Below are 17,046 nucleotides of genomic sequence, written 5' to 3' on the forward strand. Positions count from 1 at the left end.
AGGCCAGAAGATGTGGCAGGTGAAGGAAGTGCGCGCGGCCAACGTCCGGCAGGCGAAGCGGTACGCCGAGCGCTGGTGTGCGGCCAGGCTCTATCCCGATCTGCCCCTGCGCCAGGCAGTCGCCCGGCTGACCGACAGCACGCCGATCCAGCCGCCGCCGCCACTGCCCGGCCTGCCGCCGACCCGCGAGCAGCAGCAACAGGCCCGACGCCTGGCCGAGGCTGGGTCGAAGGAGGTCGAGCGGATCAAGGCGGCGCTTGAACCGCGCAAGCCGCCGGCAGAGACGAAACCCCGCGCGAGGGACGCCCGCACCAAGGCGTGGGTGAGGGCAGGGCTGCAGCAGATGCGGCGGGGCGTGTAGGCCTCATCCTGCCCGCAGCTTCACCACGTTGCCGTCGCGCAGACCATCGAGGTAATCCGCCCAGACCTGCATCATCCGCACGCGCTCCTGCAGGTGCGATGTGCGGTTGTAGGCCCGGCCGTTGGGATCCTTCACCGCGTGAGCAAGCTGGTGCTCGATGATGTCCGGGCGGAAGTGCAGGACCTCGTCCAGAATGGTGCGAGCCGTCGCGCGGAAGCCGTGGCCGGTCATCATCGTGCGGTCGTAACCCATGTTGCGCAGCGCTGCGGTAACGGCGTTCTCTGACATCGGGCGTTTGGAATCGCGGGCGCCAGAGAACACCCACTTGTGCCTGCCGGTGATCGGCTTGATGTCCGCCAGTATCTGCAGCGCCTGCCTGGACAGCGGCACCAGATGTGCCGCACGCATTTTCATCTTGCTGGCAGGGATGGTCCACACGGCCGCGTCGAGGTCGAATTCCTCCCATTCCGCATGCCGCAGTTCTCCAGGACGCAGGAACACCAGCGGCGCCAGTCGCAGCGCCGTCCGGGTGATGGCAGATCCGCTGTATGCCTCGATGGAGCGCAGCAGGCCACCCAGCTGCACGGGGTCGGTAATCGCTGCGTGGTGGGCTTCCTTCGGCGGCGCGAGCGCTCCCTTCAGGTCGGCAACCGGGTTTCGCTCGGCGCGGCCGGTGGCCACGGCGTAGCGCATGATCTGGCCGCAGTTCTGCATGATCCGGTGCGCGGATTCGATCGCGCCGCGTTCCTCAATGCGCCGGGCCACCCGGAGGAAGTCCGGCGCGGAAAGGCCGGCGACAGAGCGCGACCCGATCCACGGGAATACGTCATTCTTCATCCAGGCTTCGACCTTCTCCGCATAGCTGGGCACCCAGGGGCGTGTGGCCAGCCACTCATTGGCGATTGTCTCGAAGCTGTCCGAGCCGAGGGCGGAGTGGGCGAGGGCGGCAGCCTTCTTCTGCGCGCCCGGGTCGACGCCTCGGGCCAGCAGCCGGCGGGCTTCGTCGCGGGCCTCGCGCGCGCGCGCCAAGGAGACATCCGGGTACAGGCCGATCGAAAGCAGCTTCTCCTTGCCGGCGATGCGGTACTTCCAGCGCCAGCTGCGCGCGCCGGTCGGGGTGAGATAGAGGTACAGGCCGCCACCGTCGGTGATCTTCTGCGGTTTGTCGCTGGGCTTGGCGCGCCTGATAGCTGCGTCGGTCAGAGGCATTGGGGGTATCGCTTCAGTGGGTGCGGTCGGATACCCCTTGATATACCCCCACCGTCTCATGGATTGAAACGGATTGCCCCGGTCTGCTGCGGACAATAAAAAAGCCCGGAAACCCTTGTGATGCGGGGGTTTCCGGGCTTCTCCGGTCCTTCACGGACCGTTCGTTGGTGGAGGTGGGCGGAATTGAACCGCCGTCCGAAGGCACTCCATCCCCAGCACTACATGCTTAGCTCACCGTTGGATCTCGTCCCCGAACAGCACGGTGCGCAAAGCGCATCCGGGAACCAGCCTGTTGTGTTCTAGTGCCGGACTGACAGGCAGCCATCCAGCGCGATTCCATGATAGTGACTCTACACCGCGAGCATGGACACAAGCGGTTTCGAGGCTTAGGCCTTAAGCGGCCAGAGCGTAGTTGTCGTCGTTGGCAACTAGAGTTTTGCAGCTGGATTTACGAGGAAAGCTACCCCCTCGGCATGCGCCAGGCGACTTCACAACCCCCGTCGAAACCAATGCACCCCCGGTTTCTTCAAGTTCTGCAAGGTACAAGGCCTGATTCGTGTCGCCACGGCCAGTGCCTGCCCAACGCTGCCAATGCTACGCCAAAACAGCTGAACAGTCACCGTGGCAATCCACAACATGTTGTAGAGCCAGCGGCATAGCGGATTGGTAACGTCACTGGCACGAATTTGCGACACACTGGCGGCGACCATCCGGGCCAGGACAGACACGGAGACTGTGGGTGACCGATGCAAGCCAACAACGCAGCCTGCGGCAGCTGATCGGGCCGGTCGGTGCCGACTACCAGCGGCGCGCCCTGCCGCCCGGCTGGGTCTGGGCGGTGCTGGCGGTGTTGCTTGCGGCCACCGCGCTGACCGAGCTGCCGGCGACTGCGGCCGCGGCATTGGTGGCCAGTGCGGTGGTTGTGCACTGGTCGCAGCGCGGTCGCATCCATTGGCTGGGCTGGCGCCTGCCGGGCCTGGCCGTGTTGGCGGCCCTGCTGTGGGGGCCGGAAGTGCTGTCGCAATGGTTCGAGCACGGGCTGGCCGTGGTCCTGATGTCGCTGGCCAGCCTCAGCATCGGCGTGCATGTATGGCAGGCGCGACAGATGGCGCGGCAGCTCCAGGGCGCGGCCGATTCGCTGGATGACGCCCAGCTGCTGGCCCTGCTGCCGGCCGACGCGGCCCAGCTGGCGCAGCGGTGGCGCGCCGGCGATGACCGGCATGCGCCGGAACTGGCAGTGGTGATGCACCTAGCCGTGATGCACGCAGCGCTGGCACCGCGCATGCGCGGGCAGGGCGTGCTGGCAGGGTGACCGGTCGGCGGTTTCCGCGGCCGCGGTCAGGAACCTGACAATGGCTTGCGCAGGTAGATCCGCTCGTGCCCGGGCGGGCAATCGGGCAGCCGCCCATAGACGGTGTAGCCCTGCCGCAGGTAGAAAGCTTCGGCCTGCCAGTCGAAGGTATCCAGCATCACGTTGCGGGCGCCAAGCTGGCGCGCGGCGGCTTCTGCTTCCGCCAGCAGGCGCTGGCCGATGCCTTGCCCGCGCAGTTCCGGATCCACCCACAGCACATGTACCTGCAGCCAGCTGGCACAGACGTCGGCCAGCACACCACCGCGCAGCGCGCCGTGCTCGTCATGCCAGGCCAGGCGGACTGGAGTCTCATCGAGTGAATCGCCGCCGTGGGCCTGGTTGAAGGCCAGCAGGCGCGCGCACAACGTGCGCGTTTCATCGGCGCTGGCAGTCACCATGGCGCCGATGGGGGCGGTCATGCGTCGCGGTTGCCGCGACGCATCACACGCTGCTTCTCGATCGCCCAGTCGCGGTCCTTGGCGGCATCGCGCTTGTCGTGGGTCTGCTTGCCCTTGGCCAGCGCGACTTCGAGCTTGATCTTGTTCTTGCTCCAGTACATCGCAGTGGGCACGATCGTGTAGCCATCGCGCTCGACCTTGCCGACCAGCTTGTCGATCTCGCTCCGGTGCAGCAGCAGCTTGCGCTCGCGCCGGTCATTGGCCACCACGTGGGTGGAGGCCTGGATCAACGGGGTGATCTGCGCGCCGATCAGGAAGATCTCGCCGTGCTTCACATAGGCGTAGGCGTCGATGATGTTGCCGCGGCCAGCGCGGATCGACTTCACCTCCCAGCCCTGCAGGGCCAGGCCGGCCTCGAAGCGCTCTTCGATGTGGTACTCGTGGCGGGCACGCTTGTTCAACGCGATGGTTTTGTTGGCCGTCGCGCTCTTTGCTTTATCCTTGCCGCTGTTCTTGCTCATTTCCGTATTGTCTCCGATTCGGGCCCGCCCGGTCGATTGCCGAAACGTCCTGTATTCATGCCTACTATCCGCCGCAGCGCCCTGGTCGAACATTCGGCCGCGCGCATGTTCGACCTGGTCAACGACGTCCAGGCCTATCCGCGCCGTTTCCGCTGGTGCTCGGCTGCCCAGATCCTGGAGCAGGGCGAGGACCGCCTGGTGGCGCGCCTGGACCTGGGCCTGGGCTCGTTCAGTACCTGGTTCCAGACTGAAAACACCCTGCAGCGCCCGCACAGCATCGACATGCAGCTGCGCGATGGCCCGTTCAAGCAGCTGCACGGCCGCTGGGAATTCCATGCGCTGGCCGAGGATGCGTGCAAGGTCACCCTGACCCTGGAGTTCGAACCCAGCTCGCGCCTGCTCGGTCCGGCCCTGGCGATCGGCTTCCAGGGACTGGCCGATCGCATGGTCAATGATTTCGTCCGCGTCGCCGACGAGGGCTGAGCGATGATCGAGGTCGAGGTGGTGCTGGCCTGGCCGGAGCGCGTGCTGTCGCGCCACCTGCAGCTGGAAGAGGGAGCGACCGTGGCCGACGCCATCGCCGCCGCTGCGCTGGAAGGTAGTGCCGACTGTCCGGCCGCCGCGGTGCATGGCGTGGTGGCCCGTCCACAGCAGGCGCTGCTGGACGGGGACCGCATCGAGCTGCTGCGCCCGCTGCTGGCCGACCCCAAGGACAACCGCCGGCGTCGCGCGCTCGGCGGTTGATCCCGGCAACCCGTCCCTGCGGACGGGCAGGCCTCAGCGGCCCTTCTTCTTCTTGTCCTTCGGCAGGTTGCGGCCGAACTGGCGCACCGTCTGCTGGGCCAGGGCCTTGTCGTTGCCCGGGAAGTAGTCGCCCTCCCAGCGGGTAACGGCGTCATTCTCGAAGAACACCACGAAGTTCTTCACTTCGGTGCGGCCGAGGCGGTTCACGCGCTGGCTGGAGGTGTAGTCCCAGCGCTGGGCGTGGAACGGGTCGGGGATGGACGGGGTGCCCAGCAGCGCGGTGACCTGCTGCTTGCTCTGCCCGACCTGCAGCTTGGCCACGGCATCTTCCCGGATCAGGTTGCCCTGATAGATGGGTTGCTTGTAGATGATGCCGCACCCGGTGGTGGACAGGGCGACGGCGGCGACCAACAGGAGATTGCGCATCGGGACTGGCGGTTGGGGAAATCAAACCGATGATACACTCCCGGCGTGCCACCGCGACCCAATCCGAGGCAGCTGGCGCTAAATCGCCAATGAACGGAGACCTATGGAAACCCACGACCTGCGTAAAGTCGGCCTGAAGGTGACCCATCCGCGGATGCGGATCCTGGCGCTGCTCGAACAGCGCAATGCCCAGCACCACCAGCACCACATGACCGCCGAGGACATCTACCGCCAGCTGCTCGAGCATGGCGACGAGATCGGCCTGGCGACGGTCTACCGGGTGCTGACCCAGTTCGAGGCCGCCGGCCTCGTGCTCAAGCACAATTTCGAGGGTGGCCAAGCCGTTTACGAGCTGGACCGTGGTGGCCACCACGACCATATGGTCGACGTGGACAGCGGCAAGATCATCGAATTCGAAAGCCATGAGATCGAGGAGCTGCAGCGCAAGATCGCGGCCGATCACGGCTATGAGCTGGAAGAACACTCGCTGGTGCTCTACGTGCGCAAGAAGCGCAAGTAGGCCGTTCCGGCCAGCCGCTAGCGACGAAACCCCGGGCTTGCCCGGGGTTTTTCGTTGCCGGGGTCAGGGCCCTTTCCCTCCAGGAAAGGGGGCCGGCCCCGGGCGCTCTGCGGGGTCGGATCCCTTTGCGCCAGCAAAGGGCTCTGACCCCTTGCAACCGAGCAGGATCTCCAGGTCCACCGCCTCGGCCATCGCCCGGTTGCCGGCATCCCCCGGGTGGAGGTGGTCGCCGGAGTCGTGGGCGGCGGCCATCCGTGACGGATCGGCCGGGTCGCGTAGCGCCGCGTCCAGGTCGATCACCGCGTCGAACGGGCTGTTGCTGCGCAGCCATGCATTGAGCTGTTGGCGCAGGGCCTCCTTGTCCGGGTGGTAGTAGTCGTCCAGCGGCGTGCCGGGCAGGGCGCCCGCGAACGGCATCAGGGTGGCGCCGAATATGCGTAGACCCCGCCGGTGGGCCTGTTCGGCCAGGGCACGATAGCCGGCCTGCAGCTCGGGCAGGCTGGGCCGGGGCTGCGCGCGGGCGAAGGCAGTACCGGGCCAGCTGATGTCGTTGATGCCGATCAGCACGATGACGCTGGCGACGCCGGGCTGATCCAGTGCGTCACGCCGCAGGCGGGCCAGAACCGACTCGCCCATGCCGTCGCTCAGCAGCCGATTGCCGGAAATGCCCGCGTTGACCACCGCGACGCCGCGCGGTGCCAGACGCGCGGCCAGATGGTCGGTCCAGCGCTGGTCCTGGTCGAGGCTGGCGGTGGCGCCGTCGGTGATCGAGTCGCCAATCACCACCACGCTACGCGCACTGGCGGCGGCCTCGACCTCGATCCCGGTGAGGAACAGGCGTGCGGTAGTGGAACTGGCACCCTGCAGGTCGCGCGCCCGGGCCTGATTGCCGCCGGCGATCCAGCTGGTCTGGCGGCCGTCCCAATGGAACGTCTGCACCGGCGTCGGCCCCGCCACGAAGACGCTGACCTGCAGCGCCTGGTGGTCTTCCGTGGCCACCGCCAGCGGATCGCTCAGCCGTTCCTGACCGGCACCGATCAACACCCCAGGCTGGCCGTCGAAGCTGAGCGGTTGCGGGGTGGCGCCCGCGCCCGCGGCCACGCTGGCCGCCCCGATCCGCAGCGGCTGGGTGCCGTAGGCATTGCTCAGCCGCACCCGCAGCCGGGGCCCGCCCAGGCTGATGCGCGCGGTCTGGCGGAAGGTCTGGTCCTGCAGCGTGGCCGGAACCAGGGTCGGGAACAGGAAATCCGCGTCCCAGACCGGTTGCGGGCTGGCCTGCCAGCTGGCGACCCAGTGCGGGGCGGATGCGGCACTGGCGACGCCGGACAGGGCGAGCAGGGCGGTGGCGGTGAGCTGGCTCAAGCGGTTCATCGGGCAATCCAGGTGGGAGGGAACGCCATGGTGATTCCGGGGTCATCTGTGAACTAGACTGCGCATGGACAATCATCTGTGAACTGGATTCATCGTCATGGCGCGACCCGACATCAACCGATCCGGCGAACTGGAAGTGTTCGTGCGGGTGATCGAGACCGGTGGCTTCTCCGCCGCCGCCCGCACCCTGGACATGACGCCGTCAGCAGTGAGCAAGCTGGTGGCCAGGCTGGAGCAGCGGCTGGGTACGCGCCTGCTGCAACGCTCCACCCGCCAGCTGCAGCTGACCCCGGAAGGCTGTGCGTTCTACGAGCGCGGCCTGCGCGTGCTGGCCGACCTGGAGGAGGCCGAGCGCTGTGCCAGTGCCCATGCCGAGCCGCGCGGACGGCTGCGGGTAAACTCCAACGTGCCGTTCGGCCAGCATTTCCTGCTGCCGCTGCTGCCGGCATTCCTCGAACGCAACCCGCAGGTAGGCGTGGACCTGACCCTCAATGACGAGGTGATCGACCTGCTTGAGCAGCGCACCGACGTGGCGGTGCGGGCCGGTCCACTGAAAAGCTCCAGCCTGGTGGCGCGGCGGCTGGGTGCGACGCGGATGATGATCGTGGCTGCACCGGCCTACGCGCAGCGGCACGGGCTGCCACGCACTGCCGAGGAGCTGCAGTCGCACAACCGGTTGGATATCGGCCATGCGCGCGCGATGCAGGGCTGGCCGTTGCTGCAGGATGGGCGCGAACGCATGCTGCTGCCCAGTGGCAACGCGCGCGCCAGCAACGGCGATGCGCTGCGCCAGCTGGTGCTGGGTGGGCTGGGCATGGCGCGGCTGGCAGCATTCCAGGTGCAGCAGGATATTGCCGCCGGGCGCTTGCTGCCGGTGCTGGAGGACGCCAATCCCGGTGACCTGGAAGAGGTGCACGCGGTGTTCCTGGGGCAGGGCGGCTACCTGCCGCTGCGGGTGCGCGCGTTTCTTGATTTCCTGGTGGAGAACGTCGATCTGACGCAGCCACAGGGGTAGTGCCGGCCGCTGGCCGGCAACCTCATGATCTTCATCCACCCGCATCGGGGTGCCGGCCAGCGGCCGGCACTACCGTGCGGAAGCCGAGCCAATGCTCGGCTCGGCCGGCGTTACACCTGCAGCAGCTTGCGTGCGGCGGCGCGCGCTTCCTTGCTCACTTCCACGCCGCCGAGCATGCGCGCCAGTTCTTCCTCGCGCGCCTTGCTGTCCAGCTTTTCCACTGCGCTCTGGGTCATGCCTTCCACCGGGGCCTTGCTGACCCGGTAATGGGCATGGCCCTTGGAGGCGACCTGCGGCAGGTGGGTCACGCACAGCACCTGGCGCTTCTCGCCAAGGGCGCGCAGCTTCTGGCCGACGATGTCCGCCACCGCGCCACCGATGCCGGAGTCGACTTCGTCGAACACCATGGTCGGCACTGCATCCAGGTCCAGCGCGGCCACTTCGATGGCCAGCGAGATGCGCGACAGTTCGCCACCCGAGGCCACCTTGCGCAGGGCACGCGGTGGCTGCCCGGCATTGGCCGCCACCAGGAATTCCACGCGCTCGGCACCCTGCGGGTCGGGCTTGCCGGCGTCCTGCGGTTCCAGCTCGATCAGGAACTGGCCGCCGCCCATGCCCAGCTCGGCGATGATGCCGGTGGTGGTGGCCGACAGCTCGGCAGCGGCGGCGCGGCGGCTGGCGGTCAGCAGCCCGGCCTGCACGCGCCAGGCCGCAGCGGCCTTGTCGATCTCGCCGGCGAGGCGCTGCAGGCGTTCGTCAGCCCCACGCAGCTGTTCCACTTCGGCGTGCATGCGCTCGCGCTGCGCGCCCAGTTCGTCCATCGGCACGCGGTGTTTGCGGGCCAGGTCGTGCAGGCGGCCGAGGCGACGCTCGTTCTCCTCGAACTGTTCCGGGTCGGCGTCGAGGTCGTCATGCACGCGGTCCAGCAGCGACAGGGCTTCGTGCAGCTGGATCGAGGCGTTCTCGATCAGCCCGTCCACCTCGCCCAGGCGCGGGTCGTGCTCGATCAGGCGCGACAGCTCGTGGCGCACCTGCTGCAGCAGGTCCAGTGCGGAACTGCCGTCGTCGCCGTTGAGCTGGTTGCTGGCCGCCTGGCAGGCACTCAGCAGGGCGCTGGCGTGGGCCTGGCGACGGTGGCTGGCACCGAGTGCGGCAATCGATTCGGGTTCCAGATCCTCGCGGTCCAACTCGCGCAGCTGGTGCTCCAGGAAGCCGATCCGGTCACTGACGTCGCCCTGCTGCGACAGCGCCAGCGATTCATCGACCAGCGCCTGCCAGGCCGCAGCGGCGCGGCGCACCTGGCGGCGCTCGTCCTCGTTGCCGGCATAGGCATCCAGCAGGGCCAGCTGCGACGGGCGCGTCAGCAGGGCCTGCTGCTCGTGCTGGCCGTGGATCTCCACCAGCAGCGAGGCCAGGTCGCCCAGCTGCGCCAGGGTCACCGGGCGGCCGTTGATCCAGGCCCGCGATCCGCCATCGGCACGGATCACGCGGCGCAGTTGGCATTGTTCTTCGTCGTCCAGCTCGTTGTCGGCCAGCCACTGGCGCGCGGCCTGCAGCTGGTCCAGCGCGAACTCGGCCGACAGCTCGGCGCGCGCGGCGCCGTGGCGGACCACGCCGCTGTCGGCGCGCAGGCCGGACAGGAAGCCCAGCGCGTCGACCATCAGTGACTTGCCGGCGCCGGTCTCGCCTGAAACCACGGTCATGCCTGGCCCGAACTCCAGTTCGGTGGCGCGGACGACGGCGAAATCCTTGATCGAAAGATGTCTGAGCATGGGTAAGGGGGTGTCAGCAGCCGCGCAACGCTAGCACGCGGGCGCGGGAGGTCCAATGACTTGCCAAGGTGATCCGCCGCCATTATCTAGTGTCCGTGTCTCACAGGTTGATTCCATGCACGGTTCTCCCGACCAGCTTGCCCCGCGTGCGCGCCATCTGCTGCGCACGCTGATCGCGCGTTACATCCAGGACGGTGAGCCGGTCGGCTCGCAGACGCTGGCGCGCGTGGCCGGGCTGGAGGTCAGTCCGGCCACCATCCGCAACATCCTGGGTGACCTGGAAGACCTGGGGCTGCTGGCTTCGCCGCACACCTCGGCCGGGCGCGTCCCGACCGCACATGGCTACCGGGTGTTCGTCGACAGCCTGCTGCAGATGCAGCCGCCGGGCGAAGGCGAGCTGGCCCGGCTGCGCCAGGAACTGGCCGGCGGCGGCAGCACCCAGGCCCTGCTTGGCAGCGCCTCGGAGCTGCTGTCGGCGATGAGCCACTTCGTCGGCGTGGTCAGCGCCCCGCGGCGCGAGCAGTTCGCGTTCCGCCAGATCGATTTCGTGGCGCTGGACGGGCGCCGGGTGCTGGCGATCCTGGTGTTCGCCGACAACGAGGTGCAGAACCGGGTCATCGAGACCCGCCAGGAGTTCGCGCCGGGCCAGCTGGAACAGGTCGCCAACTACCTCAACGCGCATTTCGCCGGCCTGCCGATGGCCGAGATCCGCACCCGCCTGCTGCTGGAACTGCGTGATGCCCGTTCGGAGCTGGAGCAGCTGCTGGCGCACAGCATCGAGCTGGCCGAGCAGGCCCTGCAGCCGGCGGCCGATGACATGCTGGTGGCCGGCCAGACCCGCCTGATGGGGGTGCAGGACCTGTCCGACCTGGAGCGGCTGCGCGAGCTGTTCGAGCTGTTCTCCAGCAAGCGGGAGATCCTGCAGCTGCTGGAGCGCACCATCCAGGCCCCGGGGGTGCGCATCTTCATTGGCGAAGAGACCGGGATGATGCCGTTGCAGGGGGTCTCGCTGGTCACCGCCCCCTATACCGCCAATGGCCAGGTGCTGGGCGTGCTGGGCGTGATCGGCCCCAAGCGGATGGCCTACGACCGGATGATCCCGCTGGTCCAGGCTACTGCCGATGTACTCGGCGCGGCGTTTTCGCCAGCCGGGCGCACTCCTGGAACATCCGACGCTTGAAACGCAGCATCCCGCCCACACTAGGGTGGGTGGAGGCGGAGACTGACCGCCAGGGACCCAGACATGAACCACGAACATCCAGATATCGAATCCCAGCAGACTGCCGCCGATGCGGCCGCCGCCGCCGGCGTCAACGACGAAGTGGAGCGCCTGCGCGCCGAGGTCGAGCAGATCAAGGCCGATGCGCTGCGTGAGCGCGCCGACCTCGAGAACCAGCGCAAGCGCGTTGCCCGTGACATCGAGCAGGCCCGCAAGTTCGCCAACGAGAAGCTGCTGGGCGAGCTGCTGCCGGTGTTCGACAGCCTGGATGCCGGCTTGAAGGCGGCCGGCGATGACCCGCATCCGCTGCGCGAGGGCCTGGAGCTGACCTACAAGCAGCTGCTGAAGGTTGCCGCCGACAACGGGCTGGTCCTGCTGGACCCGATCGGCCAGCCGTTCAACCCGGAACACCACCAGGCCATCAGCCAGGTGCCGGCCCCAGACGCCGTCCCGGGCAGCGTGGTGACCGTGTTCCAGAAGGGTTACCTGCTCAACGAGCGCCTGCTGCGGCCGGCGCTGGTGGTGGTGGCCGCCGACTGACCCCTCCAGGGCCGGAAGGCGGGAATGTCCCGTCACCCGGCCCGACGCTGAACGCGCCGGGCGACCGGAAACACAGCGTTCGGGAGATGGCTTGAATGTTCCACGAGCCTCCCCCACATCGTATTCATCCACCGGCCGAACGGCCGGACTGACCCCAACAAGCATCCTCAGGAGTCTCCCCCATGGGCAAGATCATTGGTATCGACCTCGGCACCACCAACTCGTGCGTGGCGATCATGGACGGCGGCAAGGCCCGCGTCATCGAGAATTCGGAAGGCGATCGCACCACCCCGTCGATCGTCGCCTACACCAAGGACGGCGAAGTCCTGGTGGGCGCCTCGGCCAAGCGCCAGGCCGTCACCAACCCGAAGAACACCTTCTACGCGGTGAAGCGCCTGATCGGCCGCAAGTTCACCGACGCCGAAGTGCAGAAGGACATCGCCCACGTCCCGTACAGCATCCTGGCCCATGACAACGGCGATGCCTGGGTGGCCACCAGCGACGGCAAGAAGATGGCGCCGCAGGAAATCTCGGCCAAGGTGCTGGAAAAGATGAAGAAGACCGCCGAGGACTTCCTCGGTGAGAAGGTCACCGAAGCGGTCATCACCGTGCCGGCCTACTTCAACGACAGCCAGCGCCAGGCGACCAAGGACGCCGGCCGCATCGCCGGCCTGGACGTCAAGCGCATCATCAACGAGCCGACCGCGGCCGCGCTGGCCTATGGCCTGGACAAGGGCGACAACAAGGATCGCAAGATCGTGGTGTACGACCTGGGCGGCGGCACCTTCGACGTCTCGGTGATCGAGATCGCCAACGTTGACGGCGAGAAGCAGTTCGAAGTGCTGGCCACCAACGGCGACACCTTCCTGGGCGGCGAAGACTTCGACAACCGCGTCATCGAGTACCTGGTTGAAGAATTCAACAAGGACCAGGGCATCGACCTGCGCAAGGATCCGCTGGCCCTGCAGCGCCTGAAGGACGCTGCCGAGCGCGCCAAGATCGAGCTGTCCAGCGCCCAGCAGACCGAAGTGAACCTGCCGTACGTCACCGCTGACGCCTCGGGTCCGAAGCACCTGAACATCAAGCTGACCCGCGCCAAGCTGGAAGCGCTGGTGGAAGACCTGATCAAGAAGTCGATCGAGCCGTGCCGCGTCGCCCTGAACGATGCCGGCCTGCGTTCGAGCGACATCAGCGAAGTGATCCTGGTCGGTGGCCAGACCCGCATGCCGAAGGTGCAGCAGGCGGTGACCGAGTTCTTCGGCAAGGAACCGCGCAAGGACGTCAACCCGGACGAAGCCGTGGCACTGGGTGCTGCGATCCAGGGCGGCGTGCTGGGCGGCGACGTCAAGGACGTGCTGCTGCTGGACGTGACCCCGCTGTCGCTGGGCATCGAGACCATGGGCGGCGTGTTCACCAAGATCATCGAGAAGAACACCACCATCCCGACCAAGGCCTCGCAGGTGTTCTCCACCGCCGAGGACAACCAGTCGGCCGTGACCGTGCACGTGCTGCAGGGTGAGCGCGAGCAGGCCCGCTTCAACAAGTCGCTGGCCAAGTTCGACCTGTCCGGCATCGAGCCGGCTCCGCGTGGCCTGCCGCAGGTGGAAGTGTCCTTCGACATCGACGCCAACGGCATCCTGCACGTGTCGGCCAAGGACAAGAAGACCAACAAGGAACAGAAGGTCGAGATCAAGGCCGGTTCGGGTCTGTCCGAGGAAGAGATCGCACGCATGGTCGCCGACGCGGAAGCCAACCGCGAAGAAGACAAGAAGTTCCAGGAGCTGGTGCAGGCCCGCAATCAGGCCGATGCCCTGATCCACGGCACCCGCAGTGCCATCACCGAGCACGGCAGCAAGGTCGGCGGCGATGTCATCGGCAAGGTCGAGGCGGCCCTGGCCGACTTGGAAACCGCGATGAAGGGTGACGACAAGGCACAGATCGAAGCCAAGTCGAAGGTGCTGGAGGAAGCCGGCCAGTCGCTGTTCGCCGCTGCTTCGGCCGACCAGGGCGGTGCCCCGGGTGCCGACGCCGGCAACGCCGGCAAGGCGCAGGACGACGTGGTCGACGCCGAGTTCACCGAAGTCAAGGACGACAAGAAGTCCTGATCCGGACCGACACGGGACGCTGGTCATCAGCGTCCCGTTGTCGCATCAGGGTCCTGACCGCCCACCGGCGTGTCGGGGCGCCCGACGCAAGAGCGGACCTGGTTCCGCTCTTCCGCTTTGACGAATCCCGACTTTCCGGAACTAGATTCACCATATGAGCAAGCGCGATTACTACGAAGTGCTGGGCGTTGCCCGCACCGCCACCGACGACGAGCTGAAGAAGGCCTACCGTCGCTGTGCGATGAAGTTCCACCCGGACCGCAACCCGGGTGATGCGGCGGCCGAAGCCTCCTTCAAGGAGTGCAAGGAAGCCTACGAAGTGCTGTCCGATGGCAACAAGCGCCGCATGTACGACAGCCACGGCCACGCCGCGTTCGAGCACGGCATGGGCGGTGGTGGTCCGGGCGGCCCGGACATGAACGATATCTTCGGCGATATCTTCGGCAACATTTTTGGCGGGGGCGGCGGTGGGCCGCGCCAGGCCCGTCGCGGCGCCGACATCGGCTACGTGATGGAGCTGGACCTGGAAGAAGCGGTACGCGGCGTCGAGCGCCGCATCGAGATCCCGACCCTGGCCGAGTGCGGCGACTGCGATGGCAGTGGCTCCGAAGACGGCAAGGTCGAAACCTGCAATGTGTGCCATGGCCGCGGCCAGGTGCGCATCCAGCGCGGCATCTTCGCCATGCAGCAGGCCTGCCACAACTGCGGCGGCCGTGGCCAGATCATCGCCAAGCCCTGCAAGACCTGCCACGGCAACGGCCGTGTCGAGGAAGACAAGGTGCTGTCGGTGAAGGTGCCGGCGGGCGTCGATACCGGCGACCGCATCCGCCTGCAGGGTGAAGGTGAGGCCGGTCCGGCCGGTACGCCGCCGGGTGACCTGTACGTGGAAGTGCGCGTGCGCGAGCATGCGATCTTCCAGCGCGATGGCGACGACCTGCACTGCGAAGTGCCGATCCGCATCTCGCAGGCAGCGCTGGGCGACACCGTACGCGTGGCGACCCTCGGCGGCGAAGCGGAAATCCGCATCCCGGCCGAGACCCAGACCGGCAAGCTGTTCCGCCTGCGTGGCAAGGGCGTGCGTTCGGTGCGCAGCCGCAGCGAGGGCGACCTGTACTGCCGCGTGGTGGTGGAGACCCCGGTCAACCTCACCAACGAACAGCGCAAGCTGCTGGAGCAGTTCGAAGCCACCTTTGTCGGCGAGGAAGCACGCAAGCATTCGCCGAAGTCGGCGACGTTCATGGATGGCGTGAAGGGCTTCTGGGACCGGATGACGTCCTGAGTTTTTCAACCGAAGCGTTGAGCGGTAGCGCCGGGTCATGCCCGGCGTTTTCGTTTGCGATCAGCGGAAAAACGCCGCGGGCGTCTGCCCCAGTTGGCGTTTGAACATGCTGGTGAACGCGCTGGGGCTGTCGTAGCCCATCGCCAGCGCCACATCGATGACCTTGTCGCCGACTGCCAATCGCTCCAGGGCGGCCAGGAGCCGCGCCTGCTGCCGCCACTGCCCGAAGGTCATGCCCAGTTCGCCGGCGAAATGGCGCTGGATGGTCTTCACGTCCACCTGCAGCGCCTGGGCCCAGTCCTGCAGCGTGGCGTCGTCGGCGGGATGCTTCTGGATGTGCTGGCAGATCCTCTGCAGGCGCGGGTCGGTGGGCGAGGGCAGGTGCAGCGGCAGCACGTCCATGCGGTGCAGCTCGTCCAGCAGCAGGCGCACCACGCGACCGTCGCGGCTGTCGTCCACGTGCGCGGACTCGATCAGGCTGGCCGCCAGCAGTAGTTCGCGCAGCAGCGGCGCCACCTGTACTGCGAACGCCCCATCCGGCAGTTGCGGTGCAAAGTCCGGTTCCACGTACAGGCTGCGCATGTGCACCTCGGCGATGCAGTCCACCGCATGCACCATACCGGCCGGAACCCAGATCGCGCGGGTGGAGGGCACGACCCAGCGGCCACCGTCCGCGCGCACCACCATCAGGCCGGACATGGCGAAGACCAGTTGGTGACGGCGATGCCGGTGTGGCGCGATGTGGGTACCGGGCGGGTAGTGCCGGGCGCGGCTGGTCACCGGGCGGTGTACCGGCACTTCGTTCCACGGCGCGGTCTCGCGGATCGGGCAGGGAGTGTCCTTTTTGCGATAGGCCATGACCCGAACGCGGCAGAAGGGAGTGGGGGCCCACCGTAGCATGCGTGGCTCGCCCCCAACCTGACTGTGTCCATGTCGACCCTGGCTTCTCCCGCAACGACCTCACGCCCGGTGGCTCCCGGCGTGCTGGCCGCCATCTCCACCTCGCATGTCGTCAACGACATGATGCAGTCCCTGATCCTGGCCATCTATCCGGTGATCAAGGGCGGCTTCAACCTCAGCTTCACCCAGATCGGCCTGATCACGCTGACCTACCAGCTCACCGCGTCGATCTTCCAGCCGTTGATCGGCATGGCCACCGACCGCCGCCCGGCACCGTACTCGCTGCCGATCGGCATGGCCTCGACCCTGTGCGGCATGCTGCTGCTCGGCTTTGCGCCGAACTACGCGGTGGTGCTGATGGCTGCGGCGATGGTCGGCATTGGTTCGGCCATCTTCCACCCGGAGGCCTCGCGCATCGCCCGGCTGGCCTCGGGCGGTCGCCATGGCTTCGCGCAGTCGGTGTTCCAGGTGGGTGGCAACTTCGGTACCGCGCTGGGGCCGTTGATCGCTGCGGCCGTGATCGTGCCGTATGGCCAGCGTGCCGCATCATGGTTTGCCGGCGCCGCGCTGATCGGCATCGCGCTGCTGACCTATGTTGGCCGCTGGTATGCACTGCACCTGGGCACACCGCGTCCGGCCAGCACCGCGTCTATGGCCCCGCGGCATTCGTCGCGCACCGTGGCCAAGGTGCTGGCGATCCTGCTGGTGCTGATCTTCAGCAAGTACTTCTACATGGCCAGCATCGGCAGCTACTTCACCTTCTACCTGATCCACCACTTCGGCATTCCGGTGGCACAGGCGCAACTGCATCTGTTCGCGTTCCTGGTGGCGTCTGCCGCCGGTGGTTTCCTCGGCGGCCCGCTGGGTGACCGCATCGGCCGCAAGCCGATCATCTGGACCTCGATCCTCGGCGTGGCCCCGTTCGCGCTGATGCTGCCGCACGCCGATCTGCTATGGACCACAGTGCTGGCAGTGCTGATCGGCTTCGTGCTCTCCTCGGCGTTCTCGGCCATCGTGGTGTACGCGCAGGAGATGATGCCGCACCGCATCGGCATGGTGTCCGGCCTGTTCTTCGGCTTTGCATTCGGCATGGGCGGGCTTGGCGCGGCCGTGCTGGGCATGCTGGCAGACAGGACCAGCATTGAATTCGTCTATCAGCTGACCGCGTTCCTGCCGCTGCTCGGTATCGTCGCAGCGTGGCTGCCACCGTCGCGGCCTGCTGCTCACTGAGGGGGTTGGGTTGCAGGGCTTGCAGCCCTGCACCTGCCGAAGCAACGTCAACAGCAGAAGCGGGCCATCCGTGGGTTGGCGGGGT

The 17,046-nt window shown here is 67.3% G+C and carries 18 protein-coding genes and 1 other RNA gene; 11 read left to right on the forward strand and 8 right to left on the reverse strand.

The features are described 5' to 3' along the window. The coding region (locus AC5P7A_RS16400; RefSeq protein ID WP_495220343.1) for a hypothetical protein at positions 1–361 on the forward strand (361 nt) is incomplete at its 5' end. A 3-nt stretch (positions 362–364) separates the two neighbouring features. Here the strand turns inward: AC5P7A_RS16400 and AC5P7A_RS16405 are convergent. Together AC5P7A_RS16405 and ssrA are read right to left on the reverse strand one after the other, a co-directional pair. Further along, positions 365–1,570: a tyrosine-type recombinase/integrase gene (locus tag AC5P7A_RS16405; protein WP_495220344.1), complete on the reverse strand. Its 1,206-nt coding sequence runs from the start codon at positions 1,568–1,570 to the stop codon at positions 365–367. A 165-nt stretch (positions 1,571–1,735) separates the two neighbouring features. Then, positions 1,736–2,089, reverse strand: a transfer-messenger RNA (tmRNA) gene (gene ssrA, locus AC5P7A_RS16410). A 220-nt stretch (positions 2,090–2,309) separates the two neighbouring features. On the opposite strand from ssrA, the gene AC5P7A_RS16415 reads away from it, so the two are divergent. After that, positions 2,310–2,882 carry a hypothetical protein gene (locus AC5P7A_RS16415; RefSeq protein WP_014646803.1) on the forward strand — a complete coding sequence of 191 codons (573 nt, stop codon included), beginning with the start codon at positions 2,310–2,312 and terminating at the stop codon, positions 2,880–2,882. 26 nt (positions 2,883–2,908) lie between these two features. Here AC5P7A_RS16415 and AC5P7A_RS16420 read toward each other — a convergent pair whose 3' ends face one another. After that, the gene (locus tag AC5P7A_RS16420) at positions 2,909–3,340 is read right to left on the reverse strand and encodes a GNAT family N-acetyltransferase (protein WP_049439209.1); all 432 of its coding nucleotides are present in this window, start codon (positions 3,338–3,340) and stop codon (positions 2,909–2,911) included. Then, positions 3,337–3,840: an SsrA-binding protein SmpB gene (smpB, locus tag AC5P7A_RS16425; RefSeq protein ID WP_005409231.1), complete on the reverse strand. Its 504-nt coding sequence runs from the start codon at positions 3,838–3,840 to the stop codon at positions 3,337–3,339. The genes AC5P7A_RS16420 and smpB overlap by 4 nt, the downstream gene beginning before the upstream one ends. A 57-nt stretch (positions 3,841–3,897) precedes the next feature. Between smpB and AC5P7A_RS16430 the strand changes: the two genes are divergently transcribed. Next, the gene (locus AC5P7A_RS16430; RefSeq protein WP_032959119.1) at positions 3,898–4,323 is read left to right on the forward strand and encodes a type II toxin-antitoxin system RatA family toxin; all 426 of its coding nucleotides are present in this window, start codon (positions 3,898–3,900) and stop codon (positions 4,321–4,323) included. A 3-nt stretch (positions 4,324–4,326) separates the two neighbouring features. Next, positions 4,327–4,584, forward strand: a complete 258-nt coding sequence (locus AC5P7A_RS16435; RefSeq protein WP_049439213.1) for an RnfH family protein — start codon at positions 4,327–4,329, stop codon at positions 4,582–4,584. A 33-nt stretch (positions 4,585–4,617) separates the two neighbouring features. On the opposite strand, the gene AC5P7A_RS16440 is transcribed toward AC5P7A_RS16435, so the two are convergent. Then, positions 4,618–5,010 carry an outer membrane protein assembly factor BamE gene (locus tag AC5P7A_RS16440; protein ID WP_014036847.1) on the reverse strand — a complete coding sequence of 131 codons (393 nt, stop codon included), beginning with the start codon at positions 5,008–5,010 and terminating at the stop codon, positions 4,618–4,620. Positions 5,011–5,113: 103 nt separating this feature from the next. Between AC5P7A_RS16440 and fur the strand changes: the two genes are divergently transcribed. After that, positions 5,114–5,530, forward strand: coding sequence for a ferric iron uptake transcriptional regulator (gene fur, locus AC5P7A_RS16445; protein ID WP_014646807.1), 417 nt, complete (start codon positions 5,114–5,116; stop codon positions 5,528–5,530). Positions 5,531–5,593: 63 nt separating this feature from the next. Here the strand turns inward: fur and AC5P7A_RS16450 are convergent, their stop codons facing one another. Next, on the reverse strand, positions 5,594–6,901 hold the full coding sequence (locus tag AC5P7A_RS16450) for an SGNH/GDSL hydrolase family protein (RefSeq protein WP_495220345.1): 1,308 nt from the start codon (positions 6,899–6,901) through the stop codon (positions 5,594–5,596). Positions 6,902–6,998: 97 nt separating this feature from the next. Between AC5P7A_RS16450 and AC5P7A_RS16455 the strand changes: the two genes are divergently transcribed. Next, complete coding sequence (locus AC5P7A_RS16455) at positions 6,999–7,916, forward strand: LysR family transcriptional regulator (protein WP_032959114.1); 918 nt, start codon at positions 6,999–7,001, stop codon at positions 7,914–7,916. 110 nt (positions 7,917–8,026) lie between these two features. Here the strand turns inward: AC5P7A_RS16455 and recN are convergent, their stop codons facing one another. Then, complete coding sequence (gene recN, locus AC5P7A_RS16460) at positions 8,027–9,688, reverse strand: DNA repair protein RecN (RefSeq protein ID WP_014646810.1); 1,662 nt, start codon at positions 9,686–9,688, stop codon at positions 8,027–8,029. A 115-nt stretch (positions 9,689–9,803) separates the two neighbouring features. On the opposite strand from recN, the gene hrcA reads away from it, so the two are divergent. The 4 genes from hrcA (at position 9,804) to dnaJ (ending at position 14,831) form a co-directional block, all read left to right on the forward strand. Next, the gene (hrcA, locus tag AC5P7A_RS16465) at positions 9,804–10,868 is read left to right on the forward strand and encodes a heat-inducible transcriptional repressor HrcA (protein ID WP_010484463.1); all 1,065 of its coding nucleotides are present in this window, start codon (positions 9,804–9,806) and stop codon (positions 10,866–10,868) included. Between the two features lie 63 nt (positions 10,869–10,931). Continuing rightward, a complete protein-coding gene (gene grpE, locus AC5P7A_RS16470) occupies positions 10,932–11,447 on the forward strand; it encodes a nucleotide exchange factor GrpE (protein WP_495220346.1) in 516 nt (171 codons plus the stop codon). A 182-nt stretch (positions 11,448–11,629) separates the two neighbouring features. Further along, positions 11,630–13,552, forward strand: a complete 1,923-nt coding sequence (gene dnaK, locus AC5P7A_RS16475) for a molecular chaperone DnaK (protein WP_032959111.1) — start codon at positions 11,630–11,632, stop codon at positions 13,550–13,552. A 154-nt stretch (positions 13,553–13,706) separates the two neighbouring features. Then, complete coding sequence (gene dnaJ / locus AC5P7A_RS16480) at positions 13,707–14,831, forward strand: molecular chaperone DnaJ (protein ID WP_014036853.1); 1,125 nt, start codon at positions 13,707–13,709, stop codon at positions 14,829–14,831. Positions 14,832–14,891: 60 nt separating this feature from the next. Here dnaJ and AC5P7A_RS16485 read toward each other — a convergent pair whose 3' ends face one another. After that, complete coding sequence (locus AC5P7A_RS16485; protein ID WP_014646814.1) at positions 14,892–15,689, reverse strand: AraC family transcriptional regulator; 798 nt, start codon at positions 15,687–15,689, stop codon at positions 14,892–14,894. A gap of 72 nt (positions 15,690–15,761) precedes the next feature. Between AC5P7A_RS16485 and AC5P7A_RS16490 the strand changes: the two genes are divergently transcribed. Further along, complete coding sequence (locus AC5P7A_RS16490; RefSeq protein WP_041863321.1) at positions 15,762–16,961, forward strand: MFS transporter; 1,200 nt, start codon at positions 15,762–15,764, stop codon at positions 16,959–16,961. The last annotated feature ends 85 nt before the right edge of the window (positions 16,962–17,046 follow it).

This window comes from Stenotrophomonas sp. YJH_SMC_65 (genome assembly GCF_059369475.1).

Bases quoted from the DNA above. Each gene is read 5' to 3' on its own strand.
- smpB (WP_005409231.1), bottom strand. From the start codon at position 3,840: ATGAGCAAGAACAGCGGCAAGGATAAAGCAAAGAGCGCGACGGCCAAC.
- AC5P7A_RS16430 (WP_032959119.1), top strand. From the start codon at position 3,898: ATGCCTACTATCCGCCGCAGCGCCCTGGTCGAACATTCGGCCGCGCGC.
- dnaK (WP_032959111.1), top strand. From the start codon at position 11,630: ATGGGCAAGATCATTGGTATCGACCTCGGCACCACCAACTCGTGCGTG.
- recN (WP_014646810.1), bottom strand. From the start codon at position 9,688: ATGCTCAGACATCTTTCGATCAAGGATTTCGCCGTCGTCCGCGCCACC.
- AC5P7A_RS16490 (WP_041863321.1), top strand. From the start codon at position 15,762: ATGTCGACCCTGGCTTCTCCCGCAACGACCTCACGCCCGGTGGCTCCC.
- AC5P7A_RS16440 (WP_014036847.1), bottom strand. From the start codon at position 5,010: ATGCGCAATCTCCTGTTGGTCGCCGCCGTCGCCCTGTCCACCACCGGG.
- AC5P7A_RS16405 (WP_495220344.1), bottom strand. From the start codon at position 1,570: ATGCCTCTGACCGACGCAGCTATCAGGCGCGCCAAGCCCAGCGACAAA.
- AC5P7A_RS16485 (WP_014646814.1), bottom strand. From the start codon at position 15,689: ATGGCCTATCGCAAAAAGGACACTCCCTGCCCGATCCGCGAGACCGCG.
- hrcA (WP_010484463.1), top strand. From the start codon at position 9,804: ATGCACGGTTCTCCCGACCAGCTTGCCCCGCGTGCGCGCCATCTGCTG.
- AC5P7A_RS16450 (WP_495220345.1), bottom strand. From the start codon at position 6,901: ATGAACCGCTTGAGCCAGCTCACCGCCACCGCCCTGCTCGCCCTGTCC.
- AC5P7A_RS16420 (WP_049439209.1), bottom strand. From the start codon at position 3,340: ATGACCGCCCCCATCGGCGCCATGGTGACTGCCAGCGCCGATGAAACG.
- dnaJ (WP_014036853.1), top strand. From the start codon at position 13,707: ATGAGCAAGCGCGATTACTACGAAGTGCTGGGCGTTGCCCGCACCGCC.
- AC5P7A_RS16455 (WP_032959114.1), top strand. From the start codon at position 6,999: ATGGCGCGACCCGACATCAACCGATCCGGCGAACTGGAAGTGTTCGTG.
- fur (WP_014646807.1), top strand. From the start codon at position 5,114: ATGGAAACCCACGACCTGCGTAAAGTCGGCCTGAAGGTGACCCATCCG.
- grpE (WP_495220346.1), top strand. From the start codon at position 10,932: ATGAACCACGAACATCCAGATATCGAATCCCAGCAGACTGCCGCCGAT.
- AC5P7A_RS16435 (WP_049439213.1), top strand. From the start codon at position 4,327: ATGATCGAGGTCGAGGTGGTGCTGGCCTGGCCGGAGCGCGTGCTGTCG.